The organism is Nocardioides koreensis (genome assembly GCF_039531775.1).
In the GTDB taxonomy this organism is placed as follows: domain Bacteria; phylum Actinomycetota; class Actinomycetes; order Propionibacteriales; family Nocardioidaceae; genus Nocardioides; species Nocardioides koreensis.
In genome coordinates, this window is the sequence record NZ_BAAAQR010000003.1 from 288,780 (window position 1) to 315,463 (window position 26,684).

At 73.4% G+C, this 26,684-nt stretch carries 25 protein-coding genes; 8 read left to right on the forward strand and 17 right to left on the reverse strand.

What is annotated here, in order from left to right; genetic code table 11:
* Nucleotides 1-4: 4 nt before the first annotated feature.
* From ABD268_RS07640 to ABD268_RS07660, 5 genes are all read right to left on the reverse strand, one after another.
* The gene (locus tag ABD268_RS07640) at nucleotides 5-556 is read right to left on the reverse strand and encodes a mycothiol transferase (RefSeq protein WP_344149714.1); all 552 of its coding nucleotides are present in this window, start codon (nucleotides 554-556) and stop codon (nucleotides 5-7) included.
* Nucleotides 553-1,638 carry a DNA polymerase domain-containing protein gene (locus ABD268_RS07645; protein ID WP_344149716.1) on the reverse strand — a complete coding sequence of 362 codons (1,086 nt, stop codon included), beginning with the start codon at nucleotides 1,636-1,638 and terminating at the stop codon, nucleotides 553-555. The genes ABD268_RS07640 and ABD268_RS07645 overlap by 4 nt, the downstream gene beginning before the upstream one ends.
* A gap of 29 nt (nucleotides 1,639-1,667) precedes the next feature.
* Nucleotides 1,668-2,129 carry a hypothetical protein gene (locus ABD268_RS07650; RefSeq protein ID WP_344149718.1) on the reverse strand — a complete coding sequence of 154 codons (462 nt, stop codon included), beginning with the start codon at nucleotides 2,127-2,129 and terminating at the stop codon, nucleotides 1,668-1,670.
* Complete coding sequence (locus ABD268_RS07655; RefSeq protein ID WP_344149720.1) at nucleotides 2,129-3,370, reverse strand: fatty acid desaturase family protein; 1,242 nt, start codon at nucleotides 3,368-3,370, stop codon at nucleotides 2,129-2,131. Before ABD268_RS07655 ends, ABD268_RS07650 begins: the two co-directional genes overlap by 1 nt.
* A gap of 63 nt (nucleotides 3,371-3,433) precedes the next feature.
* Nucleotides 3,434-4,528, reverse strand: coding sequence for a ferredoxin reductase (locus tag ABD268_RS07660; RefSeq protein WP_344149722.1), 1,095 nt, complete (start codon nucleotides 4,526-4,528; stop codon nucleotides 3,434-3,436).
* A 130-nt stretch (nucleotides 4,529-4,658) separates the two neighbouring features.
* Between ABD268_RS07660 and msrB the strand changes: the two genes are divergently transcribed.
* Nucleotides 4,659-5,060: a peptide-methionine (R)-S-oxide reductase MsrB gene (gene msrB / locus ABD268_RS07665; protein ID WP_344149724.1), complete on the forward strand. Its 402-nt coding sequence runs from the start codon at nucleotides 4,659-4,661 to the stop codon at nucleotides 5,058-5,060.
* A gap of 59 nt (nucleotides 5,061-5,119) precedes the next feature.
* Nucleotides 5,120-6,514 carry an FAD-binding oxidoreductase gene (locus tag ABD268_RS07670; RefSeq protein ID WP_344149726.1) on the forward strand — a complete coding sequence of 465 codons (1,395 nt, stop codon included), beginning with the start codon at nucleotides 5,120-5,122 and terminating at the stop codon, nucleotides 6,512-6,514.
* Between the two features lie 14 nt (nucleotides 6,515-6,528).
* On the opposite strand, the gene ABD268_RS07675 is transcribed toward ABD268_RS07670, so the two are convergent.
* The 6 genes from ABD268_RS07675 to hemG all read right to left on the reverse strand — a co-directional run bounded on the left by ABD268_RS07675 (nucleotide 6,529) and on the right by hemG (nucleotide 13,158).
* Nucleotides 6,529-7,194, reverse strand: coding sequence for a hypothetical protein (locus ABD268_RS07675; protein WP_344149728.1), 666 nt, complete (start codon nucleotides 7,192-7,194; stop codon nucleotides 6,529-6,531).
* Nucleotides 7,195-7,256: 62 nt separating this feature from the next.
* Nucleotides 7,257-7,970 carry a hydrogen peroxide-dependent heme synthase gene (gene hemQ / locus ABD268_RS07680; RefSeq protein ID WP_344149730.1) on the reverse strand — a complete coding sequence of 238 codons (714 nt, stop codon included), beginning with the start codon at nucleotides 7,968-7,970 and terminating at the stop codon, nucleotides 7,257-7,259.
* A 20-nt stretch (nucleotides 7,971-7,990) separates the two neighbouring features.
* A complete protein-coding gene (locus ABD268_RS07685) occupies nucleotides 7,991-8,644 on the reverse strand; it encodes a response regulator (protein ID WP_344149732.1) in 654 nt (217 codons plus the stop codon).
* Nucleotides 8,641-10,725, reverse strand: coding sequence for a histidine kinase (locus ABD268_RS07690; protein ID WP_344149734.1), 2,085 nt, complete (start codon nucleotides 10,723-10,725; stop codon nucleotides 8,641-8,643). Before ABD268_RS07690 ends, ABD268_RS07685 begins: the two co-directional genes overlap by 4 nt.
* A gap of 98 nt (nucleotides 10,726-10,823) precedes the next feature.
* Nucleotides 10,824-11,558, reverse strand: coding sequence for a hypothetical protein (locus ABD268_RS07695; RefSeq protein ID WP_344149736.1), 735 nt, complete (start codon nucleotides 11,556-11,558; stop codon nucleotides 10,824-10,826).
* A gap of 154 nt (nucleotides 11,559-11,712) precedes the next feature.
* Nucleotides 11,713-13,158, reverse strand: a complete 1,446-nt coding sequence (gene hemG, locus ABD268_RS07700) for a protoporphyrinogen oxidase (RefSeq protein ID WP_344149738.1) — start codon at nucleotides 13,156-13,158, stop codon at nucleotides 11,713-11,715.
* An 86-nt stretch (nucleotides 13,159-13,244) separates the two neighbouring features.
* On the opposite strand from hemG, the gene ABD268_RS07705 reads away from it, so the two are divergent.
* From ABD268_RS07705 to ABD268_RS07715, 3 genes are all read left to right on the forward strand, one after another.
* A complete protein-coding gene (locus ABD268_RS07705; RefSeq protein WP_344149740.1) occupies nucleotides 13,245-14,174 on the forward strand; it encodes a DUF4349 domain-containing protein in 930 nt (309 codons plus the stop codon).
* 65 nt (nucleotides 14,175-14,239) lie between these two features.
* Complete coding sequence (locus ABD268_RS07710) at nucleotides 14,240-14,680, forward strand: cupredoxin domain-containing protein (protein ID WP_344149742.1); 441 nt, start codon at nucleotides 14,240-14,242, stop codon at nucleotides 14,678-14,680.
* A 161-nt stretch (nucleotides 14,681-14,841) separates the two neighbouring features.
* The gene (locus ABD268_RS07715) at nucleotides 14,842-15,636 is read left to right on the forward strand and encodes an NYN domain-containing protein (protein ID WP_344149744.1); all 795 of its coding nucleotides are present in this window, start codon (nucleotides 14,842-14,844) and stop codon (nucleotides 15,634-15,636) included.
* On the opposite strand, the gene hemE is transcribed toward ABD268_RS07715, so the two are convergent.
* Nucleotides 15,633-16,676 (reverse strand): uroporphyrinogen decarboxylase, encoded by a 1,044-nt coding sequence (gene hemE / locus ABD268_RS07720; RefSeq protein ID WP_344149746.1) that lies wholly within the window; start codon nucleotides 16,674-16,676, stop codon nucleotides 15,633-15,635. The two genes, ABD268_RS07715 and hemE, sit on opposite strands and share 4 nt — an antisense overlap.
* A 70-nt stretch (nucleotides 16,677-16,746) precedes the next feature.
* On the opposite strand from hemE, the gene ABD268_RS07725 reads away from it, so the two are divergent.
* Both ABD268_RS07725 and ABD268_RS07730 read left to right on the forward strand, forming a co-directional pair.
* Nucleotides 16,747-17,385, forward strand: coding sequence for a DUF3000 domain-containing protein (locus ABD268_RS07725; RefSeq protein WP_344149748.1), 639 nt, complete (start codon nucleotides 16,747-16,749; stop codon nucleotides 17,383-17,385).
* Nucleotides 17,386-17,390: 5 nt separating this feature from the next.
* The gene (locus tag ABD268_RS07730; protein WP_344149750.1) at nucleotides 17,391-18,728 is read left to right on the forward strand and encodes a ribonuclease D; all 1,338 of its coding nucleotides are present in this window, start codon (nucleotides 17,391-17,393) and stop codon (nucleotides 18,726-18,728) included.
* Nucleotides 18,729-18,746: 18 nt separating this feature from the next.
* Here ABD268_RS07730 and ABD268_RS07735 read toward each other — a convergent pair whose 3' ends face one another.
* A complete protein-coding gene (locus ABD268_RS07735; protein ID WP_344149752.1) occupies nucleotides 18,747-20,156 on the reverse strand; it encodes an ABC transporter substrate-binding protein in 1,410 nt (469 codons plus the stop codon).
* A gap of 151 nt (nucleotides 20,157-20,307) precedes the next feature.
* On the opposite strand from ABD268_RS07735, the gene ABD268_RS07740 reads away from it, so the two are divergent.
* The gene (locus ABD268_RS07740; protein WP_344149754.1) at nucleotides 20,308-21,099 is read left to right on the forward strand and encodes a hypothetical protein; all 792 of its coding nucleotides are present in this window, start codon (nucleotides 20,308-20,310) and stop codon (nucleotides 21,097-21,099) included.
* 28 nt (nucleotides 21,100-21,127) lie between these two features.
* Here the strand turns inward: ABD268_RS07740 and ABD268_RS07745 are convergent, their stop codons facing one another.
* The 4 genes from ABD268_RS07745 to ABD268_RS07760 all read right to left on the reverse strand — a co-directional run bounded on the left by ABD268_RS07745 (nucleotide 21,128) and on the right by ABD268_RS07760 (nucleotide 26,593).
* Nucleotides 21,128-21,586, reverse strand: a complete 459-nt coding sequence (locus ABD268_RS07745) for a type II toxin-antitoxin system PemK/MazF family toxin (RefSeq protein ID WP_344149756.1) — start codon at nucleotides 21,584-21,586, stop codon at nucleotides 21,128-21,130.
* Nucleotides 21,587-21,771: 185 nt separating this feature from the next.
* The gene (locus ABD268_RS07750; RefSeq protein WP_344149758.1) at nucleotides 21,772-22,368 is read right to left on the reverse strand and encodes a hypothetical protein; all 597 of its coding nucleotides are present in this window, start codon (nucleotides 22,366-22,368) and stop codon (nucleotides 21,772-21,774) included.
* A 9-nt stretch (nucleotides 22,369-22,377) separates the two neighbouring features.
* Complete coding sequence (hrpA, locus tag ABD268_RS07755) at nucleotides 22,378-26,241, reverse strand: ATP-dependent RNA helicase HrpA (protein ID WP_344149760.1); 3,864 nt, start codon at nucleotides 26,239-26,241, stop codon at nucleotides 22,378-22,380.
* A 55-nt stretch (nucleotides 26,242-26,296) separates the two neighbouring features.
* Nucleotides 26,297-26,593 (reverse strand): hypothetical protein, encoded by a 297-nt coding sequence (locus ABD268_RS07760; protein ID WP_344149762.1) that lies wholly within the window; start codon nucleotides 26,591-26,593, stop codon nucleotides 26,297-26,299.
* Between the last annotated feature and the right edge of the window lie 91 nt (nucleotides 26,594-26,684).

Here is a 26,684-nt window from a genome sequence, read left to right on the forward strand (position 1 = left end):
CCGCTCACGGCCCCGTCGGCCCACCGGCGAGCTCGACGGCGACGTCGAGGTGGCCGGCGTGCCGGGCGTACTCCGCCAGCACGTGGAAGCAGATCCACTCCAGCGTGGGCGGGTCCGCGGCGAACCGGCCCCCGGGTGAGGCCGTCACCGCCAGGTCGTGGTCGCGGAGCACGCCGCGGGTCCGCTCGCCGATCCGGCGCAGCCGCTCCGCGAGCTCCTCGGCGGTGCTCCCGGGCGCGACGTACCAGCGTCCGTCGGCGTCGGCCTCCCACGGCTCGTCGACCGTCCAGTCGCCCCACGGCTCGTCGACCCGCTCGCCGAGGAAGCCCCAGACGAACCACCGCTGCTCCATGTGCAGGACGTGGGACAGCAGCTCGATGGGCGTCCAGCCCGACGCCAGCCGCGTCGTACGCCGCTCCTCGGGCGAGAGCGACAGCACCCCGTCGATGATCTCCTCGCGCACCCAGTCGAGGTACGCCGCCCACCTCGGCGCCCCGGGCGCCCCCGACCTGGCCGGCTCGCCGGGGTTGCGACCCACCCGCTGGTCCTCGGTCACTGCTCGATCCTGTTGCCGTCGGCGTCCCAGTGCGCCTCGACCTTCTTGCTCGGCTGCACCCGCGGCGGCTCGCCGGGCATCTTGGGGTAGTCCGGCGGGTAGTTCATCTCGCCGCCCTCCGAGTCCTCCCAGAGCTCCAGCAGCGGGGTCAGGTCGTGATGCACGTCGTCGATCGACGCCCACGGGTCGCCGCCGGAGGCCAGCCGCTCCGGCACGGTGAACAGGTTGAACGCGGCCGGGTCCTCGACCTCGGCGAGCTCCTCCCACGTCATCGGCGTGGAGACCGGCGCCCCCGGGATCGGGCGCAGCGAGTACGCCGAGGCGATGGTGCGGTCGCGGCAGTTCTGGTTGAAGTCGACGAAGACCCGCTCGCCCCGCTCCTCCTTCCACCACCTGGTGGTCACCCCCTCGTCGCGCTTCTCCAGCGCCCGGCCGAAGCCGATCGCGGCGTGCCGGAGGTCGGTGAACTCCCACCGGGGCTCGATCCGCACGAACACGTGGACCCCGCGGTTGCCGGAGGTCTTCGGGTAGCCGCGGATGCCGAGCTCCTCGAGCAGCTCGCGGGCCACCCCGGCGACGCGCACGGCGTCGCGGAACGTCGTGCCGGGCTGGGGGTCGAGGTCGATCCGCAGCTCGTCGGGACGGTCGACGTCCGAGCGCCGGACCGGCCACGGGTGGAAGGTGAGCGTGCCCATCTGGGCGGCCCAGACCGGCACCGCGATCTCGGTCGGGCAGATCTCGTCGGCGGTCCGCCCCGACGGGAAGGTCACCTCGACGCTCTCCAGGTAGTCCGGAGCCCCCTTGGGCACCCTCTTCTGGTAGAACGCGTCGGCCTTCTCCCCCGGCCGTCCGATGGCCAGCTTGATCCCCGGCAGCACACCCGCGGGCCAGCGCTCCAGCGCCGTCGGCCGGTCGCGCAGCGCCCGCATCAGCCCGTCATCGACGCTCGCGAAGTACTCCGCCACCATCAGCTTGGTGACCTCGGGCGTCCGGTCGGTCGCGGGGTAGATCACCCGGCCCGGGCTCGACACGCGTACGCCGCGTCCCCCGGCGTCGACCTCGGCTGCGGCTGGCTTCGGCATGCGGCCAACCTAGCCCGTCGCTCGCCGGGTCAGCCGGCGACGCGTTCGTCGAGGATCGAGTGCGGCTGGAACGTCGGGCGCCGGTCGAGGTCCTCGGTGGCGGGCCGGACGAACTCGAACGCGGGTGTGGTCACCAGCACCCACGAGGTCACCGGGTCCTCCTGGCCGAGCACCGGCACCGTGATGCCGGAGTACGCCCCGAGCAGCGACTCGGCGCACTCGAGGTGGGCGGGCGGGAAGTGGAAGGCGTTGCGGTCCGCCTCCAGCCGGCTGCCGAGGAACGCGATCGGCCGGCCGAGCCCGGCGCCGCAGACCCCGCACACCCGCGAGAGGGCGCACTGGGTCACCCGCCGGCCGTCCAGGACGCGAGCGGTGGGGGCACCGTCGTCGCGCGGCCCGCCGTACCCGCTGGTGCCGCAGGCGAAGGGCACCGGCAGGCGCAGCTCGGGGTCGCTCGGCAGCTCGGAGAAGGCCCGGGGTGCGGGATCCATCAGTCGTGCCTCCGCTCCTGCGGGCTGCGCGTCCACGCACCGAGCTCGGTACGCCGCGGCTGCCGCTCCTCGTCGGACTTGCGCCCGCGGTCCAGGGACGGCTCGTTCGCCGTGTCCGGGCGCTCCGGCGGGGCCGGGTCGTTGCTGGAGGTCCAGCCGTTCGGGACCGAGAGCTTGATGATCGTGCGCAGCGCCTGGCCGTACTGCCGGTGCAGCGGCCCGGTGGTGTAGGGGATGTCGTACTTGTCGCAGAGCGCCCGCACCTTCTCCCCGATCTCGGCGTACCGGTTGCTCGGCAGGTCCGGGAACAGGTGGTGCTCGATCTGGAAGCCCAGGTTGCCCGAGAGGATGTGCAGCAGCGGGCCGCCGTCGAAGTTCGCCGAGCCCAGCATCTGGCGCAGGTACCACTCGGCGCGGGTCTCGTCCTCGAGCTCCTCCTCGGTGAAGTGCATCGCGCCGTCCGGGAAGTGGCCGCAGAAGATGATCACGTAGGACCACAGGTTGCGGGTCAGGTTGGCCGTCACGTTGGCAGTCAGCGTGGTCTTCCACTGCTTGCCGGACAGCGCCGGATAGACGACGTAGTCCTTGACGATCTGGTTGCGGCCCTTGCGGAAGATCTGGCGCAGCTGGCGCTTCATCTCCTTGGGGTCCTTCTCGCCCTTGCGGATCCTCTCGATGTCGAGGTCGTGCAGGGCGACGCCCCACTGGAACAGCGAGGCCAGCATCGCGTTGTAGACCGGCTGGCCGAGGTTGGCCGGGTGCCACTTCTGCTCCCGCGCCATCCGCAGGATGCCGTAGCCGATGTCGTTGTCGTGTCCGAGCACGTTGGTGAACTGGTGGTGGATGTAGTTGTGGGAGTGCTTCCACTGCTCGGCCGGCTGCGCGGTGTCCCACTCCCAGTTGCTGGAGTGGATCTCCGGGTCGTTCATCCAGTCCCACTGGCCGTGCATGACGTTGTGGCCGATCTCCATGTTCTCCAGGATCTTGGCCAGGCCGAGCAGGGCGGCGCCCGCGACCCACGCTGGCTTGCGGGTCTTCTTCGACTGGGTGCCGACCGCCAGCGTGACCCGGCCGGCCGCGGCGAGGCCGCGCTGCACCTTGATCATCCGGTTGATGTACGCCGCGTCCGCCGCGCCGCGGGACTCCTCGATGTCGGCACGGATGGCGTCGAGCTCGCGCCCGATCTGCTCCACCTCCTCCACGGTGAGGTGGGTGTACTCCTTGACGTCCGAGATGGCCATGATCAGTCCTTTCGTTGGTCGAGCAGCGAGCGCCGGCGAGCGTGTCGAGACCCGTTTCGTCGGTCAGATGTCCAGGACGCAGTCGCCGACCGCGGCGGTGACGCAGGTCTGCACGGGCTCGTTGGGCTGGCCGAACTCGTCGCCGTTGCGCAGGTCGCGCACGGTGCCGGAGACCAGCGTCAGGGTGCAGGTGTGGCAGATGCCCATCCGGCAGCCGTAGGGCATGCCGACGCCGGCCTGCTCGCCGGCCTCGAGCACCGTGGTGGCGCCGTCGGCCTCGATGGTCTTGCTGGAGTTGCGGAAGGTGATCGTCCCGCCCTCGCCGCCGTCGCCGCCGAGCTCGATGGAGAACCGCTCGAGGTGCAGGCGCTCCTCGAGCTCCGCCGCCTCGAAGTGCTCGCTGATCGCGTCGAGCATCGGGCCCGGGCCGCACGCCCAGGTCTCCCGCTCCCGCCAGTCGGGGCACAGCTCGTCGAGGTCGGCGAGCTCGAGCATCCCGTCGAGGTCGGTGTGCAGGCGATGGATGGTGAGCGAGTCGTGGCGCTCCTCCAGCTCGGCCAGCTCGTCGCGGAAGATCATCCGGTCGGGTGTCGGCGAGGAGTAGTGCAGCACGACGTCGGGCATGGCTCTGCCGTTTGCTTGGGAGCGCCGGTCCAGGGTGCGCAGCATCGCCATCACCGGGGTGATGCCGCTGCCGCCGACCAGGAACAGCATCCGGGCCGGGGGCGGGTCCGGGAGCACGAAGTCGCCCTCCGGCAGCGCCAGCCGCACGATCGTGCCGGGCGCCAGCCCCTTGACCAGGTGCGCCGAGAGCAGCCCCTCGGGCATCGCCCGGACCGTGATCGAGATGGTCCGGCCGCGGCGCCGCGGCGGCGAGCTCACGGAGTACGACCGCCACTGGAACTTGCCGTCGACCTGCACCCCGATGCCGACGTACTGCCCGGGCCGGTGGTCGTAGCGCCAGCCCCACCCCGGCCGGATCACCAGCGTCGCGGCGTCCTCGGTCTCGGGGACGACCTCCTCGACCCGGCCGCGCAGCTCACGGGCGCTCCAGAGCGGGTTGAGCAGCCGCAGGTAGTCGTCAGGGTGCAACGGGGTGGTGAGCTTCGAGCCTGCTTCGCGGACCCGGTCCCACGAGATGGTGCTGCTGGACGCCATGCATCCCCCTTGCCTGAAGCGGTGTCGCAGTTCAGTGAACAGTTGTTCTCTCAATACGTCAACCGGCTCCCGCGCCTCGGGTCACGGTGGCGTACGCCACACCCTTGCCCGCGCGCCTACGGTTGTATGCATGGGCTACCAGGTGGACAAGACCGACGAGCAGTGGCGCGAGGAGCTCTCGCCCGAGGAGTACGCCGTGCTGCGCCAGGCCGGCACCGAGCCGGCGTTCCGGGGCGAGTACACCGACACCGAGACCACCGGCGTGTACCGCTGCAAGGCCTGCCAGGCCAAGCTGTTCGAGTCCGACACCAAGTTCCACTCCGGCTGCGGCTGGCCGTCGTTCTACCAGCCGATCAGCGACACCATCGAGTACCTCGAGGACAGCTCCCACGGCATGAAGCGGGTCGAGGTCCGCTGCGCAAACTGCGGGTCGCACCTCGGGCATGTCTTCCCCGATGGCTACGGCACGCCCACCGGCGACCGCTACTGCATCAACTCGATCAGCCTGACCCTCGAGCCTGCCGACTCCTGACAAAGATCCCCCAACCGCGGGATGGCCGGGACGGCGGCGCAGCCGCGAGGCTCGTCGACATGCCCCTCGAACCCATCATCGACAGCCCGACCGACTCCCCCGCCGAGGCCCTGCGCGGGCTCTGCGGGGGCCGCGTGCACCTGCCCGGCGACCCCGGGTACGACGCGGCTCGCCTGCCCTGGAACGTCGCCGTCGACCAGCGGCCGGCCGCCGTGGTCGTGCCCCACGACGCCTCCGAGGTCGCGGAGGTGGTCCGGGCCGCGGCCGCCGCGGGGCTCCGGGTGGCGCCCCAGAGCAGCGGTCACAACGCCGCCCCGCTGGCCGAGCGCGGCCTCGACGGCGTGGTGCTGGTCCGGCTCTCGGAGATGACCGGCGTCGGCATCGACCCCGACGCCGGGACGGCCCGGGTGGTCGGCGGCACGCTCTGGCGCGACGTGGTGGCCGCGGCAGCGCCGTACGGCCTGGCCGCGATGCACGGCAGCTCCCCCGACGTGGCCGCCGCCGGCTACGTGCTGGGCGGCGGGCTGTCGTGGTACGGCCGGCAGCACGGGCTGGCCGCGAACAGCCTGCTCGCGGTGGAGGTCGTGACCGCCGACGGCACGGTGGTGCTCGCCGACGCCGACCACCACGCGGAGCTGTTCTGGGCGCTGCGCGGAGGCGGCGGCAACCTCGGCATCGTCACCGCGCTGGAGCTGCGGCTGCTGCCGGTCGCCGACGTGTACGCCGGGATGCTGCTGTGGGACCGCGAGCACGCCCCCGCGGTGGTGCGCGCGTGGTCGGAGTGGACCCGCGACCTGCCGGACTCGGTGACCACCGCGATGCGCGTGATGAGCTTCCCGCCGCTGCCCGAGCTGCCGCCGTTCCTCAGCGGGCGGCAGCTGGTCGTGATCGACGGGGCGGTCCTCGAGGACGACGACCGGGCCGCCGAGCTGCTCGCGCCGCTGCGGGCGCTCGGCCCGGAGATGGACACCTTCGGCCGGATGCCCGCCGGGGCGCTGCCGGAGATCCACATGGACCCCCCGGGCCCCACCCCAGCCGTCTCGGGCCACGCGATGCTCGGCTCGTTCGACGAGGAGGCGGTCGCCGCGCTGCTCGCCGAGGTCGGGCCCGGCACGACGACCTCGCTGCTGTTCGCCGAGGTCCGCCACCTCGGCGGTGCGCTCGGCCGCCCGGCGCCGGGTGGCGGCGTGCTCGACCACCTGCCGGACGACTACGCGCTTTTCTGCGTCGCGATCGCGCCGGTCCCGGCGGCCGCGGCCGCCGGGCTGGCGGACGCCGACCGCGTGGTCACGGCACTGCGGCCCTGGTCGACCGACCGCCGGGTGCTCAACTTCACCGAGCACGCCGTCGACGCGCGCAGTGGGTACGCCGCGGACGCCTGGGAGCGGCTGTGCCGGGTCCGGGCCGAGCTCGACCCGGCCGGGATGTTCCGCGCCAACCACCCGCTCACCTGACGGGTGGTGCGGCCTCAGTAGATGACCGGGACCAGCATCGAGCGGACCTCGACGACCCCGGCGCCGTACGCCGCGTCCACCTGCTCCTGCAGCGACCCGTCGTCGTGGACCACCTCGACGACCACGGCCGCGGGGGTGGCGTAGACGCTGAGCGTGCCCGGCAGCGGGTGCGCCTCGACCTTGCGCTGGATCTCCTGCTGCTGCGGCCCGGCGAGGCCGGCGTCACCGCTGGGCAACGGCTCCTCGGGCCGCTCGGGGTCCCGGAGGGCGTCGTAGACCTCCTCGGGGATCGCGCCGCTCACGGTCATCGTGGTGCCGTCGAACGTGCCGGTGACCTTGAACAGCCCCCAGCGCACGTCGCCGGACGTCTCGAACCTGCCGTGCTGGTCCGCCCAGTCCCAGCCCTTCAGCGGGATCCCGCGGCACTGCGGCGGGTAGGACTCCGCAACCGGCCCCAGGCAGAGCTCGGGGTCACCGGTGTCCATGACGGTGGCGAGGGTCCGGGTGCTGACCTCGCCGTGCACCCAAGGTGGGATGCTCCCGGTGCTGACCGCACCGGGGGTCGCAGCGGTCGAGCGCGAGTCGGCGGGATCAGTGGCGGGATCGGTGACGGTGTCTGCGGTGTCGGTGCCGCAGGCGGCCACGAGCAGCAGGACGGCCAGGGCGAGCGTGAGCTTCATGCGGGTGGGACGCTCCGTTCTCGCGACCGGTTCCGGGCGAGCACGGTCAGGTGGGACGGCCCCTACGGTAGGCGCTCGACGAGCTCGGCGACGCCGACTCGCGAGCCGGTGTAGAACGGCACCTCCTCGCGCACGTGCCGACGGGCGTCGGAGCCGCGCAGGTGCCGCATCAGGTCGACGATCCGGAAGAGCTCGTCGGCCTCGAAGGCGAGGATCCACTCGTAGTCGCCGAGCGCGAACGACGCGACGGTGTTGGCGCGCACGTCGGGGTAGTCGCGGGCCATCTTGCCGTGCTCGGCGAGCATCCGGCGACGCTCCTCGTCCTCGAGCAGGTACCACTCGTAGGAGCGCACGAACGGGTAGACGCACACGTGCGCCTTGGGCTCCTCGTCGCCCATGAACGCCGGGATGTGGCTCTTGTTGAACTCCGCGGGCCGGTGCAGGGCCATCTGCGACCAGACCGGCTCGAGGCGGCGACCGAACGCCGTACGACGGAAGCGGTGGTAGGCGGCCTGGAGCTCCTCGGAGGAGGCGGCGTGCCACCAGACCATCACGTCGGCGTCGGCGCGCAGGCCGCTCACGTCGTAGACCCCGCGCACGACGACGTCGGCCTCGGCGAGCTCGGCGAAGAGCTTCTCGACCTCGGCACCCTCGGCCTCGCGGTCGGCCTCGTCACCGAGGACGTCGGCGAGCCGGAAGACCGACCACATCGTGTAGCGGATGGAGTCGTTGATCTCGCGGACCCGGGCGGCCTTGGACGTGGGCTTGGTGCTCATGCCCCCATTGTGACTCGCGCTCACGAGCGGCCGAATCCGGCCTCCCGTGCCTTGATGATCGCGGCGGCCCGGTCCGGGGCGTGCAGCTTGGTGTAGATCGAGGAGACGAGGTTGCGCACGGTCTTGCCCGACACGTAGATCTCGCGCGCGATGGCGTCGTTGGAGCGTCCGGCGGCGAGCAGCTCGAGCACGGTCCGCTCGCGGTCGGTGAGCTCCGGGAACGCCACGGCCCGCGGCGCCGGCCCCGCGGCGAACAGCGCGGCCACCCGGGATGCGAGCGTGGCGCCGAAGACCATGCCTCCGGCGTACGCCGCCCGGACCGCGTTGAGGACCTCCTCGGCGCCCGACCCCTTGAGCAGGTAGCCGGACGCGCCGGCCCGGATCGCGCCGAGCACGGTGTCGTCGTCCTCGTTCATGGTGAGCATCACGACGCGTACGCCGGGCTGCCGGGCGGTGATCCGCCGGGTGGCCTCGATGCCGTCGAGCTGCGGCATCTGGATGTCCATCACCACCACGTCGGGCCGGCTCTCGTCGACCACGTGCAGCGCGTCGCGGCCGTCGGCGGCGGTGCCGACCACCTCGACGCCGTCGAGCGCGCCGAGCAGCGCGACCAGCCCGTCGCGGACGATCTGGTGGTCGTCGACCACGACGACGCGGATGGGGGTCCCGGTCATGCCATCTCCTCCGCCGGCACCGACGCCGGCCGTCTCGTCGGCAGCCACGCGCGCACCAGCGTGCCGCCGTCCACCGGGCAGGTCACCTCGCTGCGGCCGCCGAGCTCGGCGGCCCGTTCCCGCAGCGACCGCAGCCCGACCCCGGCCTGCGCCTCGGCGACGATCCCGTCGCCGTCGTCGGCCACCTCGACGACGAGGTCCCGCCCGTCGTGGGCCAGCCGGACCACGCAGCGCTCGGCCCGCGCGTGGCGGACCACGTTGGTGAGCGCCTCGGCGGCGATGCGGTACGCCGCGACCTCGACCGCCGCCGGCAGCGCGCCGAGGTCGTCGGGGTCGTCGGACTCGACGCGCACCGCCAGGTCCGGGCCCGACAGCCGCTCGGCCTGCTGGCGCAGCGCGCCCACGAGCCCCAGGTCGTCGAGCGCGGGCGGGCGCAGGTCGTGCACCAGGCGGCGTACGTCGGCCACGACCTCCTGCACCAGCTCGCTGGTGTCCGCCAGGTGCCCCTTCGCGGCGTCCGGGTCGCGGTCCACCAGCAGTCGCGCCGACTCCAGGCGGAACACCACCCCGCTCAGCGCCGGGCCCAGGCCGTCGTGGAGGTCGCGGCGGATCCGCCGGCGCTCCTCCTCGCGGGCCACGACCAGCCGCTCGCGGCTGTCCTGGAGCTCGTCGGCCATCCGGCTGGTCCGGGCAGCCGTGGCCGCCTGGCGGACCAGGTCGCCGAGCAGTCGCTCGTCGCGGCGGCTGAGCCGGCTGCGCATGCCGCGCGCGGGCAGCACCAGCCGGCCGACCTCGGCGTCCCGGTAGGTGATCGGCAGCGTGCGGGTATCGATGGGCCGCTCGCCGTAGGTGGCCACCAGCCGCTCCCCCGCCCCGCGGTCCACCTCGACGCTGACGAAGCCCACCCCGAACGCCGCACCGACGGCGCGGGCCACCGCGGCCAGCTGCCCGGGGCCCTCGTCCGCGGTCTCGAGGCTGGCGGCGAGGCCGGCCACCGCGTCGTACGGCGCGGCGCGCTCGCCGAGCACCACGCGGCGCACGACCAGCGCCAGCCGCTGGCGCAGCGGCCCGTAGAGGACCGCGGTGAGGAGCAGCACCGTGACCACGACCTGGCGCTGGTCGAGGCTGTCGCCCAGCGCTGCGGTGAGCACGGCGACCGCGGCCAGGTCGACCAGGACGAGGACCAGCGAGAGCACGCCGTACAGGACGGTGCGGCCGACGAGGTCCTCGACCGGGACCACGGTCGGGTTGACGATGCCGATGGTCATCGCGATCGGTGGGAGCGCGGCGAGGACGAAGACCACCCCGTCGTTCACGTACTGCAGCTCCACGACGAAGCCGAGCCCGATCACGACCGCCATGGCGACCACGGACCAGAGCAGCCAGCGCATCCGCTCGCGCTCGAGGCCGCGGGCACGGCGGTAGCGCACCACCACGGCGGCCATGGACAGGACCAGGCCACCGATGGACAGGGCCACGACGACCGGCATCGCGAGGTCGGCCACCTCGAGGGGCAGCGGCAGGGTGAACGCGTCGACGTCCACCCCCGGGGGCAGGTCGGCGGTGGGCGGGCCCGTCGGCGCGAGGATCGCGGCCGCGACCGAGAGGACCATCAGCGCCAGGCCGACCCGGCAGGCCCGGCCCCAGCGTCCCTCGAGGAACCGGCCGGTCGGGAAGATCATCAGCAGGACCGCCACGGTGACGGGCAGGAACGCCCCCAGCCGGTTGAGGTTCCAGAGCGCGAAGTTCTCGCCCGGCAGGGCGTGGTCGGGGCGGATGCCGAAGCGCACGTAGGACTGGGCGAGGCCGTCGGTGGCCCAGAAGACGCCGAGCCAGGCCAGCGCCCAGCCCCAGCCCTGGCGCACGTCGCGGAGCAGGATCACGGTGGCGAGCCCGCACAGCAGCGGCCCGAGCAGCGCGTAGGGCCAGCCGTAGCCGGGGGCCAGCTCGACCCCGGGGCCGGACGCCGGCGTCGCGACGTCGAGGGCCACGGTCACGGCGAAGCAGGCCGCGGTGAGCAGCGGCAGGGCGAGCACGGTCCAGGCGGCGCGTGCCGTTGCGGGGCTCCCCTGTCGTCTCACCGGGACATTGTGGGGCCGGCCCGGCCCCGAGGGGGCCGGACCGGCCAGAGTTGCCCGAGTCCTGTCGACCATGCCGATGGCTGCCGCTGCGCAGCCGGTCAGCGGGCCGCGGTGCGGTACCGCTTGTCGCCCAGGGTGAACCCGAGGGCGGTGACCAGCAGCCAGAGCACTCCGGTCACGCCGGACATGTACTCCAGCGGCGAGATGCCCAGCACGACGGTGAGGCCACCGAGGACCAGCCCGACCCGGCCGATCCAGCGGGGAACGACGCCCTGGCGGGCGGCGGAGAACAGGGCGAGCCCGGCGAGGCCGGCGAGCACCCAGAGCCACGGGATGGTGCCGATCCAGTGGTTGTACATCGCCGCGTTGGCGTCGTCGACGATGTCGCCGCCCTGCGCGAACGCCATCATGTACTCGGTGTCGAGCCCGGCTCCGAGCACCGACACGACCGCGGTGCCGGCGAGCCCGGCGAAGGCGACGGTCGGCGCGATGCTGTCCGGCATCGCGGTGCGCAGCCGGCGGAACAGGCCGGCGGCGAACACGATCATCAGGATCGCACCGGTCATGGCGATCGAGTGGAAGGCGAACATCAGCGGCGCCTTGTCCTGCAGGTCGGCGGAGATCCCGGTCGTGGTGCCCTCGAACTCGGGGGTGTAGACCGTGTCGACCATCGACGTGGTGACGATGGTGCCGGCCCCCAGCAGCGCGGAGCCGATGCCGGCGAGTGCCCAGGTGCGGGAGACCTGCTTCCGCGGGCGGGTCCGGATCTCGGGGCTCGGGGTGTCGAGCACGTCGGAGCGGGCCGGGTTGTGGGTGGTGACGTGGGTGGTCATCGGGTTTCCCTTCAGGTGGTGCGGTTGTCGATGACCTGACCGTGCCGGGCCGGTTGTCCCGGGTGACAGGGACAACGCGGCAAGCTTGCCGAGGCGGCGCAGTTGCACGCCGTGACACCGCCGAGTCGGCGCAGTTGCACGCCGAATCGGTCGCTCAGCGGGAGAACTGCGCCGACTCGACCTCGAGTGCGGCGCGGTGGGCCGAGGCGATCACGGCGGGGATCCCGACCCCGTCGTACGCCGCGCCGCAGACGGCGAGCCCGGGGACCCGGGCGACGTCCGCGCGGATCCGGGCGACCCGGTCGAGGTGGCCCAGGGCGTACTGCGGCAGCCCGCCGCCCCACCGCTGCACGTGGATGTCGACCGGCCGGGCGGTCAGCCCGATCGCCTCGGCCAGGTCGGCCAGCGACGAGGCGACCAGCTCGTCGTCGGACGCCTGCAGCGCCACCTCCTCGCGGTGCCGGCCCAGCGAGGTGCGCAGGTGGACCACGTCCTCGCCGTCCAGCGCGCCCCGGCCCGCCGCGCGGACCCAGCCCCACTTGGCGAAGGAGAACGTCGAGGCCTTGATCCGGCGTCCCTCGGTCGGCGGCACCAGGAACCCCGAGCTGGGTGCCTCCTCGCTGAGCGAGCTGGCTCCGCTGATCGAGCCTGTCGAGATCACGTCGGCGGCCCGGAACGCCAGCGTCACCACCGCCACCGACGCGGACTCGACGGCAGCGAGCTCACCGGCCGCACCGGGAGCCAGGTCCGTGAGCAGCCGTGCGGTCGGCGCGGCCGGCGTGGCCAGCACGACGGCCTCGGCCTCGACCAGCTCCTCGGCGTTGGTCGGGCCGACGACGAGCACGAAGCGCGCCGGTTCTCCGGCGTCACCGGGGACGCGCCGCAGCGCGCGCACCGTCGCCCCGGTCCGTACCTCGAAGGAGCCCGCGGCCAGGGCCTCGGGGAGCCGGCCCATGCCCCCGGGGATGCCGGCGAAGACGGGCAGGTCGTAGCTCGGCGGGATCGCCGAGGCCTGCTCGAGCAGGGAGCCGCGCTCGGCGTACGCGACCAGCTGCGGCACGGCCGCGCGCGCGGAGATCTCCCGCGCCCGGCCGGCGTACACCCCGCCGAGCAGCGGCTCGACCAGGACGTCGGTGACCTCGTCGCCGAACCGTCGCGCAACCAGGTCGCCCACCGACACGTCGCCCTCGATCACCTCGGGCGGAAGCTCCGGCTCCCGCCGGGCCCGCGCGAGGCCGGCGGCCGAGAGCACACCGGAAGCGGCCAGCTGGTCGAGGTCGAGCGGCACGCCCATCAGCGACCGCGGCAGCGGCCGCAGCGCGCCGCGTGTCCAGATCCGCGACGAGACCACCGCGGGGTGCTCGATCTCCAGGCCGGCCGCGACGGCCAGGTCGACGCCCTCGGGACGCCGGTTCAGCATCGCCTCCGCCCCCACGTCGACGACGACGCCGGCGACCGGGTGGCGGCGCAGCTTGCCGCCGACCTGCGGCGAGGCCTCCAGGAGCAGTACGTCGTGCCCCGCGGCCGCGAGGTCGCGCGCGGCGGTCAGACCGGCGATGCCGCCACCGACGACGACCACGCGGCGACTCTCCGGGCTCACCCGGCCAAGAGTAGGGCCCGGCGTCGAGGCGGGGTCCGACCGGTCGCGTCGGGAACCGCCGCCGCGGCGCCTACGTCCCAGACCACATGACCCACTCGTCGCTCGTCCGCCGGGCACCGGTCGCCGTCGTCGCGACCATCTGCCTCCTCGCGGGAACCCTGCTCACCGGCTGCTCGGACGCCGGCTCGTCCGAGACCTCGGCCGGGTCCGCCTCCGCGGACCGCGCGGCCATCGGCGCCGACGCCCCCGCCCCGGCCGACACGAAGGTGGACGCGATCGCCTCGAACGCGCGCGGCGGCGGCAGCCAGGTCCAGCACCGTGCGGAGATCTCGCACGGCAACGTCATCCTGCGCGCGCCCGACGTCGCCGACGCGCGGACCGACGTACGCCGGCTGGTCGACCGGTACGACGGCGAGGTCGCCGCCGACCAGACCGACACCGACGACGACGGTCGCGTCGTGAGTGCGAACCTCGTCGTGCGCGTGCCGTCCTCGGACTTCGTCGACGCGATGGACGCGTTGCGCGGGGTCGCCGAGCTCGCCTACGCCAGCTCGGACACCAAGGACGTGACGACCAGGGTCATCGACACCCGCGTCCGGCTGCGCGCCCAGCGTCGCAGCGTGCACCGGGTCGAGACGCTGTTGGGCCGCGCGCAGGACCTCCGCGACATCGTCCTCATCGAGAACGAGCTGGCGCAGCGCCAGGCCGCGCTGGACTCCCTCGAGCAGCAGTCGGCCTACCTCGCCGACCAGACCTCGCTGGCCACGATCGCCGTGGAGATCGACAGGGCGCACCACGCGGCGGCGAAGAAGCACGAGGACCACACCGGGTTCCTCGCCGGACTGTCCGCCGGCTGGCACGGGCTGACCGCGGTCGCGGTCGGGCTGGCCACGGCGCTCGGCGCGGTGCTGCCGTTCGCGGTCGCGCTGCTCGTGCTGGCTGCGCTGGCCTGGCCGGCCCTGCGGGTCGCGCGCCGGCGGCACCGGCCCCCCACACCGTCGACTCCGGCCGGCTGAGGACGGCTGAGGACGGCGAAGCGCCCGGTCCACCGGCCTGGTGCAGCTCCGGGATACTCCTGGACGTGCTTGACGTGTTGGTTGAAGTCATGGCGTCGCTGTACGCCCGCCTCATCGGCCGCCCGTGGCAGCGGCGACGTGCCGAGCGGCTCGTCAAGCAGGGGAAGGTCAGGTGTGTCCTGTTCGACGCGGACGAGGGCGCTCTGGCCGGCCGGACCGTCGATGGTGTGGCCGAGGTGTCCGAGAAGCGGCTCCGCGTCCAAGGCGCGGAACTCCGGGTCAGTCGCATCGAGGGACCGCCGGAGCAGGGTCCCACGGACCCGTTCTCGCACGACGGAAGGTTTCAGCCGCCCGCCGGCAGGCTGGTCTTCGAGCCCCGGACACGCATCTACAGACTCCGCCTGCACAACGGGTCCACCGTGAGGTGGGCGGTCCTCGCGTTCCAGGCCGGACAGGCTCTCGCGCTCCTTGGCCTCAGCGAGGAAGGGTCGAGGGCGGCCGAGTGAAGGAGCCCGCACGTCGGCTGCCTGACATGACTCCTGCTGAGCCGCACAGGCTCGCCTCTGGTGGGAACGCTGCGCCAGCAAGGCCGCCTGCCAGTCGGCAGTGAGCCGGCGTCGAGCCGGGAAAGGCTGCGTACCCCCGCCGGAGGTGCGACGCTGTCGGCGTGCCAGCCAACACACGACTCGCCGTCCTCATCGACGCCGACAACACCTCGGCCACCCACATGAGCGCGCTGCTCGAGGAGCTGGCCAAGTACGGCGTGCCGACGGTCAAGCGGGCCTACGGGGACTGGACGACCCCGCAGCTGGCACCGTGGAAGGAGGAGCTGCACCGCCACGCCGTGCAGCCGATCCAGCAGTTCTCCTACACGTCCGGGAAGAACTCCACCGACTCCGCGCTGATCATCGACGCGATGGACCTGCTCTACTCCGGCAACCTCGACGGCTTCGCGATCGTCTCCAGCGACAGCGACTTCACCCGGCTCGCGACCCGGCTCCGCGAGTCCGGCAAGACGGTCATCGGCCTCGGCCGGCGGCGTACCCCAGCCTCGCTGGTCGCGGCCTGCGACCGGTTCATCTACCTCGAGGTGCTCGGCGACGAGAGCAGGTCCGCAGGAACGGCCGAGACGGCCGACGACGAGGCGATCGTCCCGCTGCCCGACCTGCGCACGATCCTGGTGGCGGCGATCAACTCCACCTCGCAGGACGACGGCTGGGCGGCGCTGTCGGCGGTCGGCAGCCACATCAGCACCAACAACCCGTCGTTCGACCCGCGCAACTACGGCTACCCGAAGCTGGTCGAGCTCGCGCGCGCCCAGAACTACGTCGACGTCGACCAGCAGCCCCAGGGCCCGGTCAAGGTCAGGCTGCGGTCCTCGCGCCCGGCCAAGAAGTCCAGTGCCAGGAAGTCCGCCGCCAAGAAGTCCGTGGCCGAGAAGGTCACCCGCAAGCAGGTCTAGCCCTCGAGCGAGTAGCCCTGCACGAACTCCGTCAGCCGCTTGAGCTGGTCGGGGTCGGTGGACGGGATGACCCCGTGCCCGAGGTTGAAGATGTGACCCTTCGCGGCCCGGCCGGCCTCGATCACCTCGGCGGCGCGCGACGTCATCACGTCGGTCGGGGCGAACACGAGGGTCGGGTCGAGGTTGCCCTGCACGCCGCGGTCGCCGACCAGCGGGACCGCGTCGGCCAGCGGCATCCGCCAGTCGACCCCGACCACGTCGGCCCCGGCCTCGCCCATCAGCGTGAGCAGGTTGGAGGTGCCGACGCCGAAGTGGATCCGCGGCACACCCAGCGCGCCCGCCCGCTCCAGGACGGCGGCCGAGTGCGGCATCACCTGGGCGCGGTAGTCAGCCGGGGTCAGCGCGCCGGCCCAGGAGTCGAAGAGCTGCACCGCGCTGGCGCCGGCCGCGACCTGCACCTCGAGGTACGCCGCGGCAATGCCGGCGATCTTGCGCATCAGCGCGTCCCACACGTCCGGGGCGCCGAACATCATCGCCTTGGTCTTCGCGTGCTCCTTGGAGGGACCACCCTCGACGAGGTACGACGCGACGGTGAACGGGGCGCCCGCGAACCCGATCAGCGGGGTGCCCCCCAGCTCGCCCACCAGACCGCGGACCGCCTCGGTGATGAACGGGACGTGCTCGGGCGTGAGGTCCGGGATCGCCTCGACGTCGGCGAGGGTGCGGACCGGCTCGGCCACCACGGGCCCGACGCCCGGCTTGATGTCGAGGTCGACACCGACCGCCTTGAGCGGCAGCACGATGTCGGAGAAGAAGATCGCGGCATCCACGCCGTACCGGCGCACCGGCTGCATCGTGATCTCCACGACCAGCTCCGGGTCCATGCACGACTCGAGCATCCCGACGCCCTCGCGGACGCGGAGGTACTCCGGCAGCGAGCGCCCCGCCTGGCGCATGTACCAGACCGGCGTGTGCGGCACGGGCTCGCCGCGCGCGGCCTTGAGAAAGGCGCTCTCGGAGAGGTCTGCACGGCTGCTCACGAGACGAAGCCTCGCAGGTCACCCGGCGTGTTCGCACATCGAGACTCGCTCCCCGACCTACTGTGAACCCATGGTCGTCCGTCAGGAGACGCACCCGGGCACGGGTGCGGGCGCTGTTCCCCCCGAGTTCCGGGCCGCGGTGAGCAGCATGCATGCCGCGCGACTGCGCCCGGAGGTCTTCTGCGAGGAGATGCCGGCACCGCAGCGGATCGCGCCCTACGCCGCCGCGCTGTCGGCGGACGTCACCGTCGACGACATCGACGTCGGCACCGGCCGGATCATCCTGCTCCACGACCCCGCCGGCAACGACGCCTGGGAGGGCACCTACCGCGTCGTGGCCTACTCCCGGGCCGAGATCGACCTCGAGCTCATCACCGACCCGATGCTCGCCGCGGTGGGCTGGTCCTGGCTCACCGAGGCCCTCGAGGCCCACGGCGCGGTGTACGCCGCCGCGTCCGGCACCGTCACCCGGGTCGCCACCGAGAGCTTCGGCGGCATGTCCGAGGACGGCGGCACCGCCCAGATCGAGATCCGCGCCTCGTGGACCCCGCAGCCGGCCCCGTCGGCCGCACCCGGCGCCCCCCTGGACCTCGGCCCGCACGTCGAGGCGTGGGGTGAGCTGCTGTGCACCGCGGTCGGCCTGCCGCCGGTCCCCGAGGGCGTCACGGTGATGCCGAGTCGCCGCGGCCAGCGAGGTCCGGGACACTGACCTCCATGGCCCCACTTGCCGACGCCTCCGCAGCCGAGCCGCACGACGACCCGCGACAGCTTCCGGCCACGGAGCCGGAGGAGGCCCCGGCCGAGGCGAAGAAGCCGCTGCTGACCCTGCGCGACGGCCTCCCCCCGGTGGTGGAGACCGAGGCCGCGCTGCGGGAGGTCTGCGCCGCGCTCGTCGCCGGCTCCGGTCCGGTGGCGATCGACGCCGAGCGCGCGTCCGGCTACCGCTACTCCTCCCGGGCCTACCTGATCCAGCTGCGGCGCGAGGGCGCCAGCACCGCGCTGGTCGACCCCATCGCCTTCGAGTCGCTGACCCCGCTGCAGGAGGCCCTCGAGGGCACCGAGTGGATCCTGCACGCCGCCACCCAGGACCTGCCCTGCCTCACCGAGCTGGGCCTGCGCCCCACCTCGCTGTTCGACACCGAGCTGGCCGGACGCCTGCTGGGCTACCCCCGCGTCGGCCTCGCCACCCTGGTCGAGACCCTGCTCGGCTACCGCCTCGCCAAGGAGCACTCCGCCGTGGACTGGTCCACGCGCCCGCTCCCGGAGCCGTGGCTGGAGTACGCCGCCCTCGACGTCGAGGTGCTCGTGGAGCTGCGCGACGCCCTCGCCGAGGAGCTGGTCGCGGCCGGAAAGGACGACTGGGCGCGCCAGGAGTTCGACTACCTGCGCACCTTCGAGCAGCCCGCCCGGGTCGACGCCTGGCGGCGCACCTCCGGCCTGCACCGGGTCCGGGGCCGCCGCGGGCTGGGGGCGGTGCGCGCCCTGTGGGAGACCCGCGACCAGATCGCCGAGCAGCGCGACGTGACGCCGGGCCGGATCATCCCCGACGCGGCGATCGTGGCGGCCGCGCAGGCCATGCCCGCCGACCGGAACGCGCTGCTCAAGGCGCGCGGCTTCCACGGCCGTGGCGCCGAGCGGTACGCCGGCCGCTGGCTCGCCGCGCTCCGCGAGGCGCAGGAGATGACCGAGGAGGAGCTGCCCACCCGCTCCCCCCGCGGTGACGGACCCCCGCTCCCCCGCGCCTGGGCCGAGAAGGACCCGGTCGCGGCCAAGCGGCTGTCGCTGGCGCGCGAGGAGATGGCCCGGCTCGCCGAGCAGCACGGGGTGCCCGTGGAGAACCTGCTCACCCCCGACTACCTGCGCCGCACCCTGTGGACCCCGCCGCGGACCCGTGAGCCCGGTCAGCTGCTCGACGAGATCGCCGCCCAGCTGGCGGCGTACGGCGCCCGCAGCTGGCAGATCGGGCTCACCGCGCCGATCCTGACCACGGCGACCCTCCAGGCGGACGTCTCGGCAGCAGACCTGCCCCCGGCCGCGTCCCCGGAGGACTGAGCACCCCGGCGGGTCGACCTACTGGGCGTCCTCGGTGGCGCCCTCGGGGTCCAGCACCGGCTGCGACTCCTCGTCGATCTTGTCGGTGACCGCCTCGAGGTCGAGGACCGGCACGTTCAGCAGGTCGTCCAGGCTGCCGGAGACGGCCTTCTCGAGCTCGGGCATCGTGTCGATGAGCGGCGGCACCCGCAGCGTCCGCACGCTGGTGCTGAAGACCGCCGAGTGGTTGGGCAGCCGTCCCGGCTGCCGGAAGTCGTCGGACGCGGCGACCTCGAGGTTGGCCGGCACCAGGTAGCCCGACCGCACCACCCGGCTCACCGCCTCGGTGGAGAGGGCGTGGACCAGGAAGTCGGCGGCCGCCGAGCTGCTGGCGGCGTCGGCCGAGAGGCACAGGCCGGTGATGTCCCCGACGGTGGCGCCGCCGTCGAGGGACGGCATCGGCATCACGTCGAAGTCCAGGCCCTGCACCTGGCGCAGCTCGGGCACCAGGGAGCGGAAGCCCGCGATCATGCCGAGCCGGCCGCGCTCGAACCACGTCAGCGCCGACGCCTTCGCCAGCTGCTGCTGGGTCGGGGTCACGTGCGGGTCGCGCAGCAGCTGCAGGGTGCGCTCGAGGGCACTGCGCGTCTCCTCGGAGGAGAAGGCCAGCGACGTGGGGTCCTCCTCGTCGTCGAAGACCTGCCCGCCCCCGGAGTAGATGAACGGCGCCAGACCGGTCAGGGTCGGGTCGATGTAGACGCCCCGGGTGCCCTTGCGGGGCCGGGTGGCGAACTGCGCGGCGGCGGTGAACTGGTCGAAGTTCCAGTGCGGGTTGTCGCTCTCGGGGTCCGGAGCGGAGATCTCGCGCTTCTGCATCCGCGTAAAGTCGACGAGCTTCTTGTTGAGGTAGATGACCATCGGCGAGATCGCGTAGGGCATGCACTGGAGCCGGTTGTCGGAGCTGAAGGCCTCGAGCGCGTCGCGGGAGTAGCCGTCACCGAAGTCCACACCCCGCTCGTCGAGCAGCTCGTCGACCGGCTGGTTGAGCTGCTTCTCCTGGAGCCAGGCCAGGTCCGCACGCGAGACCATGAACACGTCGGGCAGCTTGGCGGCCGAGCCGTCCTGGCCCCGCAGGTCCGCCATCATGGCGTCGTGGTCGTCCCACGAGCGGAGCCGGACCTCGCTGTCCTCCGCGCTCGCGTTGAAGTTGTCGACCACGCCCTGGAAGGCGGAGACCTCCTCCTCCGGCCCGAAGACACCGAAGGTCAGCGCGGTGCGCGGCTCGGGACTGGCGGAGCCGCTGCGCAGGATCGGTCCGGGCTCCGCGCCGCCGCTGTCGCAGCCCGCGAGCGCCAGCACCAGCGCGGCGGCTGTCGCGGTCGCGGCCACCCGGCGTACGCCGTGCCGCCGACGCTCGGCCCCCACCGCTGGCCCACGACGCACCCTCACCTGCACCTCTACTCTCCCCGCCTGCCACGTGTCGCGCCCGGCGCATCGCCGACAGGGCGCCGCTGGCGGCCCCACCCTACCGACCGGCGAGTAACAGCCGGCCGCATGTCGTACCACCGTCCGGGGCCCGCGGCTCCCTACGATGCGACACGTGCCCCGCCTTCCCCTGCTGTCCCTGGTGGCGCTTGCCCTCGTCGTGAGCGGGTGCGGCTCCTCCCACTCGAGCCAGCCGCTGTCCTCCGCGCCCGTGCACCAGCGCCAGCACGACGGTGACGCCGGGAGCACTCCCCGGACCCCCTCGACCTCGCCGGCCACGCCGAGCGCCGACGCCACCGAGACGGCGCCACCGGCGAAGACGCACGCTCCGCGCCACCGGCAGCGCGTGCCCGTCCCGGCGCCGGGACGTGCGAGCGCACGGCGCGCACCCCTGGAGACCCACCTCCTGGCGGCCGAGCGGGTCCCCGCGCTGACCGCGCGCACCGACGGCGGCGGCTGGACCGTCACGTCGACCGGGCCGGAGGACTCGGTCAGCGTCGGCGCCTGCCAGGAGACCGCGCTGGAGACCATCGGGGCCGTCAGCGCGGTCCGCCGCACCTACGCGCCCTCCGACGACAGCCGCGGCTCGGCGGTCCAGGTGGTCGCGCGGTTCGCCGACGACAAGTCCGCGTGGCGCGCCCACGAGGTGCTGCGGTCCTGGCACGAGGCGTGCGAGACCGAGGTCGGCCCGCTGCGCACCGTGACCGTGGACAGCGGCACGGGTGAGAACTACCGGGTCCGCTACGCCGCCTCGCAGGCCCGCCGGGCCCGGGTCGCCGCGTTCGGCATCGTCGCGAACGGCCCCTACCTGTGCGTGGTCGAGATCAAGGCGGTGCGGGGCGACTTCCCCGCCGACCGGGCGCCGGCCCGCTCCGCCGTACGCCGGATCGCGCGCTCGTTCACCTGAGCCACCTCGTCCACCTCGTCCAGCGCGGCTACAGGGAGTGCAGCCCGCGGGCCGCGCTCAGCACCCGGTCGAAGGTGGCGCGGTCCAGCGCGGCTCCCTCGCGACGGATCGCATCGGGCGCCAGCACGATCAGCCGGTCCAGGCGCACCTCGCTGGGCCGGCGCTCGCGGTCCCAGCCGCCGGTCCCGACGTCCATCCACTGCCGCCCCCAGCGCGCCTCGTCGGCGGCGTCGCGGTCGTGGTCCTTGCTGGTGAGCATCAGGCCGAGCCACTGCGGGCCACCGGCCGACCGGCGCCGGCCGACGAGCAGCACGGGGCGGTCCTTGCCGCGGCCGTCGTTCTCCTCGTACGGCACCCAGCCCCAGACCACCTCGCCGAGGTTCGGCTCCCCGTCGGCGCGCGGCGAGTAGCCGAACGTGTCACCGCCGCGCTTGCGGGCGGGACGGGAGCGGAGGAGGGACTGGAGCCGGTGCCGGAGCTTCACCATGGCCGCGAGCCTAGAGGGAGAGGAGGAGTACGTCGGACCGGGAGCGCCTCACGGCGCGTGGCCGCTCGTAGCGGCTTATTTTGGGACCCGGGGCTGCCGCGGCCCGACGTACTCCGAGGACCAACCATACGACGCCGGGCGTCGCACTCAAGGCATTCCGCTGAGACCCGACGCACACCCGCCGTTCAGGCCAGGCCGTGCCGCAGCTCCGCGTGGCCCGCGGCCTCGAGCTGCTCGGCCAGCACCAGCATCCGGCGCACCTCGGCCTCCGAGGGGCCGGTCAGCGTGGCCCGTCCGGTCGCGACCACCCGGGCGAATGCCGCCGCGCGCAGCAGCACGTCGGCGAAGTCGCTGCCGGCGATCCCCCGCAGCACCTGGTCGACCATCGCCTTGAGCTCGTCGGGCCCCGGCGGGTCGGCGACGCCGGCGACGACCCGGGCGACCTGCGCCCGGACGCGACCGGCCTCGAACTCCCGCGCGACCGCGACCGGGTCGGCGTACACCCACGACCGCAGCAGGTAGAGCCGCCACAGGCAGCCGGCCAGGGAGTCGGCGGGCGAGCCGGACCAGACCTCCGCGATCGCCTCGATCCCCTCGGTGTCGGCGAGGTGGAGCAGCCGGTCGGCGATCTCGTCGTCGTCGGCCTCGCGCGCGCCGCGGACCAGCAGGGAGGCGGCCCGGTCCGCGGCCTCGCTGACCAGCGCCGGGTCGACGCCGCCGGTGATGGCCTCGAAGAAGTTCGACCCGGGCGTCATCGGGCGATGGTGGGGGCGACTGGTCACCGGCTCAGGCTACGACGCGGCCCGGTCCCCCGCGTGGAGCGCCTTGCGGATCCGCTGGTCGCTGACGGGGTACGGCGTGCCGAGGTGCTGGGCCCACAGCGAGATGCGGTACTCCTCCAGCATCCAGCGGACCTGCCGCAGGTGCGCCCCCGGCGGCCGACCCTCGGGCAGTGCCTCGACCTGGTGCAGCCAGGCGTCCTGCAGGTCCCCGATCTGGTCCATCAGCTGGCGGTCGCGGTTGACCTGCTGGGGCAGCCGCTCGCGGCGGTGCCGCAGCGCGGTGAGGTACGCCGGGTAGCGGCGCAGCTGGGTGGCGCCGGCCTCGCCGATGAAGCCGCGGTGCACCAGCCGGCCCACCTGGGCCTTCATGTCGGCCAGGGCGGGCAGCATGGTCATGTCGGCGCGGCCGCTGAGCGCCTTCTCCGCCTGCCGCCAGGCGTCCAGCACGCCGATCACGTCGCCGAGCACCGCCCGCAGCGCGGCCTCCTGCTCCTGGGCCGCCGCCGCGCGCAACGCGGCGAACCCGGCCTCGTCGCGCACCACCGGACGGGAGTCGACCAGGGTGCCGAGCACCGCGGCCCGGCAGTCCTCCAGCAGCTCGGCGACCGAGGGGTAGGGCGACCCGGCCAGCCCGAGCTTCTGCGCGTTGTCCAGCCCGTCCAGCACCGCCTTGACCGGGGAGGGTGTCGTCAGCAGGAGCAGGCGCCGAACCCCGAGCCGGTGCCGGGCCTCCTGTTCGACCTCCGAGCCGAGGACCCGGAGCCCGACGGTCCCGCCCTCGTCGACCAGGCCGGGGTAGCCGCGGACCTCGTGGCCGGCCCGTTTCTGGATGAAGGAGGGCTCGATGGTGCCGAAGGCCCAGTCCGTCTCGCCGGTCCGGGTGATCCCGCTGTCGGCGGCCACCTCGGCGATGGCCCGGGCGAACGTCGGCCGCAGCGGCTCCTTGAGCGCCTCGAGGTCCTTGCCGCGGCCCTGCTCGCGGCCGGCGTCGTCGACGACCCGGTACGTCGGTCGCAGGTGGTCGGGGACCTTGCTCCAGTCCCAGGCATCACGGGGCACGACGACCCCGGTGGTGGAGCGGAAGTAGCGCTCCAGCGCGTCCAGCAGCGGCTCCTCGCCCGGCGGCACCGCCGCGAGGAACTCCCGCGCCTTGTTCGGGGCGGGCACGAAGTTGACCCGCAGGTTCTTCGGCAGGCTGCGGATCAGGCTGGTGACCAGCTCCTCGCGCAGGCCGGGGACGTTCCAGGAGAAGTCGTCGGCGGCGACCCGGTTCAGCGTGGCCACCGGCACGTCGATGGTGAGGCCGTCGTCCGCCGCGCCCGGCTCGAAGTGGTAGCTGATCGGGAAGGTCAGCCCCTCGCCCGCCCAGGTCTCCGGGTAGTCCGACGCGCGGACCTCCTCGGCGGTGTCGTGGGTCAGCATCGCCGGGTCGAAGGTGAGCAGCTCCGGCTGGCTCCGGCGGGCCTGCTTCCACCACTGGTCGAAGTGCGCCCCGCTGACGACCTCGGCACCCACCCGGGCGTCGTAGAAGTCGAACAGGGTGTGCTCGTCGACGACGATGTCGCGGCGCCGGGCCCGGTGCTCCAGCTCCTCGGCCTGCTCGAGCAGCGCGAGGTTCTGGGCGTAGAACCGGTGTCGGGTGTGCCACTCGCCGTAGACGAGGGCGTGCCTGATGAACAGCTCCCGGGACAGCTCGGCATCGACGCGCCCATAGCTGATCAGCCGGTCGGCCACCAGCGGTACGCCGTACAGCGTGACCCGCTCGTAGGCCATCACCGCGGCCCGCTTCTTCGACCAGTGCGGCTCGCTCCAGGAGCGCTTGACCAGGTGCTGGCCGAGCCGCTCGGCCCACTCGGGCTTGATCGCGGCGTTCTGCCGGGCCCACAGCCGGCTGGTCTCGACGAGCTCGCCGGCCATCAGGAACTGCGGGTTCTTCCGGTGCAGCCCGCTGCCGGGGAAGATCGCGAACCGCGCGCCCCGGGCGCCGAGGTACTCCCGCGGCCCGCGCTGCTCCTTCTCCCGCTCCTGGAGCAGGCCGATGTGCGAGAGCAGTCCCGACAGCAGCGCCTGGTGGATCCCGTCGGCGTCGGTCTCGGTGGTCGAGCCTGTCGTGGCCGCGGGGTGGCCCACGTCGATGTCCATCTCCCGGCAGACCTGCCGCAGCTGGGACTCGAAGTCCTGCCACTCGCGCACCCGCAGGTAGTTGAGGAACTCCCGCTTGCACATCCGCCGGAACGCGCTGCTGGACAGCTCCCGCTGCTGCTCCTTGACGTAGCGCCACAGGTTGAGCCAGGTCAGGAAGTCGCTGCCCTCGGCCTTGTAGCGGGCGTGCAGCTGGTCGGCCTGCGCCCGCATCTCGGTGGGCCGCTCGCGCGGGTCCTGCAGCGACAGCGCGGCCGCGATCACGACCACCTCGCGCACGCAGCCCAGCCGCTCGGCCTCCAGGATCATCCGCGCCAGCCGCGGGTCGATCGGCAGCCGCGCCAGCCGCTTGCCCACCCGGGTCAGCCGCGGCCGGCCGTCGCGCCCCGCGTCGGCCGGGCTCGCCGAGGCCAGCGCGCCGAGCTCCTCGAGCAGCTGTACGCCGGCGGTCACGTTGCGCTTGTCGGGCGGCTCCACGAACGGGAACCGGCCGATGTCGCCCAGCCCGAGCGACGTCATCTGCAGGATCACCGAGGCGAGGTTCGTGCGCAGGATCTCGGGGTCGGTGAACTCCGGGCGGGACTCGAAGTCCTCTTCCGAGTAGAGCCGGATCGCGATGCCCGCCTCGACCCGACCGCAGCGGCCGGACCGCTGGTTGGCCGACGCCTGGCTGATCGGCTCGATCGGCAGCCGCTGGACCTTGGTGCGCGCCGAGTAGCGGCTGATCCGCGCGACGCCGCTGTCCACGACGTACCGGATGCCGGGCACGGTCAGCGACGTCTCGGCGACGTTCGTGGCGAGCACGACCCGGCGCCCGGTGTGCCCCTGGAAGACGCGGTGCTGCTCGGCGGCCGAGAGCCGTGAGTAGAGCGGCACGATCTCGACGCCGCCGCCGCGGGTGGACGTGGTCAGGTCGGCCAGGGCGTCCGCGGTGTCGCGGATCTCCCGCTCGCCGGGCAGGAACACCAGGATGTCGCCGGGGCCCTCGGCCGAGAGCTCCCTGACCGCGTCGACGATCGCCTCGGTCTGGTCCCGGACGACCGGCTCGCCCTCCTCGTCCTCCTCGGGCAGCTCCATGAGCGGCCGGTAGCGGACCTCGACCGGGTAGGTGCGCCCGGAGACCTCGATGATGGGCGCGGGCTCCCCGCGCCGGTCCGCGAAGTGGCGGGCGAACCGCTCGGGGTCGATGGTGGCGGAGGTGATGACGAGCTTGAGGTCGGGTCGCTTCGGCAGCAGCCGGCGCAGGTAGCCCAGCAGGAAGTCGATGTTCAGGCTGCGCTCGTGCGCCTCGTCGATGATGATCGTGTCGTACCTGCGCAGCATCCGGTCCCGCTGGAGCTCGGCGAGCAGGATGCCGTCGGTCATCAGCTTGACCCGGCTGGACCGGGAGGTGCGGTCGGTGAACCGCACCTGGTAGCCCACCAGGTCGCCGAGCTCGGTGCCGAGCTCCTCGGCGATCCGCTCGGCCACCGACCGGGCCGCGATCCGGCGCGGCTGGGTGTGCCCGATCAGGCCACCGCCCTGGGCGCCGCGGCGTCCCCGGCCCAGCTCGAGGCAGATCTTCGGGATCTGGGTGGTCTTCCCGGACCCGGTCTCGCCGGCGATGATCACGACCTGGTGGTCGCGGATCGCGGCGGCGATGTCGTCGCGGCGCTGGGTGACCGGCAGCTCCGGCGGGTAGACGATCGTCAGGTCTGCCGATTCGTCGGGTACGCGTGCGGGGCCGGACATGATGTCGGCCATTGTGCCTGCGAGGTGGTGCCCCCGGCGAACGCATTGCCCGCGGTCAGGAGCCGGCGGACCCGTCTCCCTGCTGCGGCGCGGTGCTGGGCGGCAGCTGCCCGGGCATCCCGAGCGGAGGGTTGCCGTGGTTGCCGGGCCCGCCACCGGGGCCGCCGCGCATCCCGCTGCCGTCACCCGCGTCGCTGACGGCACCGAGGACGGCGCCGCCGACACCGCCGAGGATCACGCTGGCCAGGGCAACCCCGGCGACGCCGCGCCACCCGAGCACCCGGTCCCGGAGTCCGGGTCGAGCGGGGGTCGTGGTGGCGGGCACGGGGGTCTGGGAGGTCTCGTCGTCCATGACGGCGACTCTCACCCGCGCTCCTGTGCGAACCCTGTGGCGGCTCCGTGAGCCGGCCGAGCAGTGCCCCGAGGCCCGGAGACACAGGATC

What these genes read in the sequence shown, in the direction of transcription:
- ABD268_RS07645 (WP_344149716.1), bottom strand. Translation starts at nt 1,638, where the DNA reads ATGCCGAAGCCAGCCGCAGCCGAGGTCGACGCCGGGGGACGCGGCGTA.
- ABD268_RS07650 (WP_344149718.1), bottom strand. Translation starts at nt 2,129, where the DNA reads ATGGATCCCGCACCCCGGGCCTTCTCCGAGCTGCCGAGCGACCCCGAG.
- ABD268_RS07655 (WP_344149720.1), bottom strand. Translation starts at nt 3,370, where the DNA reads ATGGCCATCTCGGACGTCAAGGAGTACACCCACCTCACCGTGGAGGAG.
- ABD268_RS07660 (WP_344149722.1), bottom strand. Translation starts at nt 4,528, where the DNA reads ATGGCGTCCAGCAGCACCATCTCGTGGGACCGGGTCCGCGAAGCAGGC.
- msrB (WP_344149724.1), top strand. Translation starts at nt 4,659, where the DNA reads ATGGGCTACCAGGTGGACAAGACCGACGAGCAGTGGCGCGAGGAGCTC.
- ABD268_RS07670 (WP_344149726.1), top strand. Translation starts at nt 5,120, where the DNA reads ATGCCCCTCGAACCCATCATCGACAGCCCGACCGACTCCCCCGCCGAG.
- ABD268_RS07675 (WP_344149728.1), bottom strand. Translation starts at nt 7,194, where the DNA reads ATGAAGCTCACGCTCGCCCTGGCCGTCCTGCTGCTCGTGGCCGCCTGC.
- hemQ (WP_344149730.1), bottom strand. Translation starts at nt 7,970, where the DNA reads ATGAGCACCAAGCCCACGTCCAAGGCCGCCCGGGTCCGCGAGATCAAC.
- ABD268_RS07685 (WP_344149732.1), bottom strand. Translation starts at nt 8,644, where the DNA reads ATGACCGGGACCCCCATCCGCGTCGTCGTGGTCGACGACCACCAGATC.
- ABD268_RS07695 (WP_344149736.1), bottom strand. Translation starts at nt 11,558, where the DNA reads ATGACCACCCACGTCACCACCCACAACCCGGCCCGCTCCGACGTGCTC.
- ABD268_RS07705 (WP_344149740.1), top strand. Translation starts at nt 13,245, where the DNA reads ATGACCCACTCGTCGCTCGTCCGCCGGGCACCGGTCGCCGTCGTCGCG.
- ABD268_RS07725 (WP_344149748.1), top strand. Translation starts at nt 16,747, where the DNA reads ATGGTCGTCCGTCAGGAGACGCACCCGGGCACGGGTGCGGGCGCTGTT.
- ABD268_RS07730 (WP_344149750.1), top strand. Translation starts at nt 17,391, where the DNA reads ATGGCCCCACTTGCCGACGCCTCCGCAGCCGAGCCGCACGACGACCCG.
- ABD268_RS07745 (WP_344149756.1), bottom strand. Translation starts at nt 21,586, where the DNA reads ATGGTGAAGCTCCGGCACCGGCTCCAGTCCCTCCTCCGCTCCCGTCCC.
- hrpA (WP_344149760.1), bottom strand. Translation starts at nt 26,241, where the DNA reads ATGTCCGGCCCCGCACGCGTACCCGACGAATCGGCAGACCTGACGATC.
- ABD268_RS07760 (WP_344149762.1), bottom strand. Translation starts at nt 26,593, where the DNA reads ATGGACGACGAGACCTCCCAGACCCCCGTGCCCGCCACCACGACCCCC.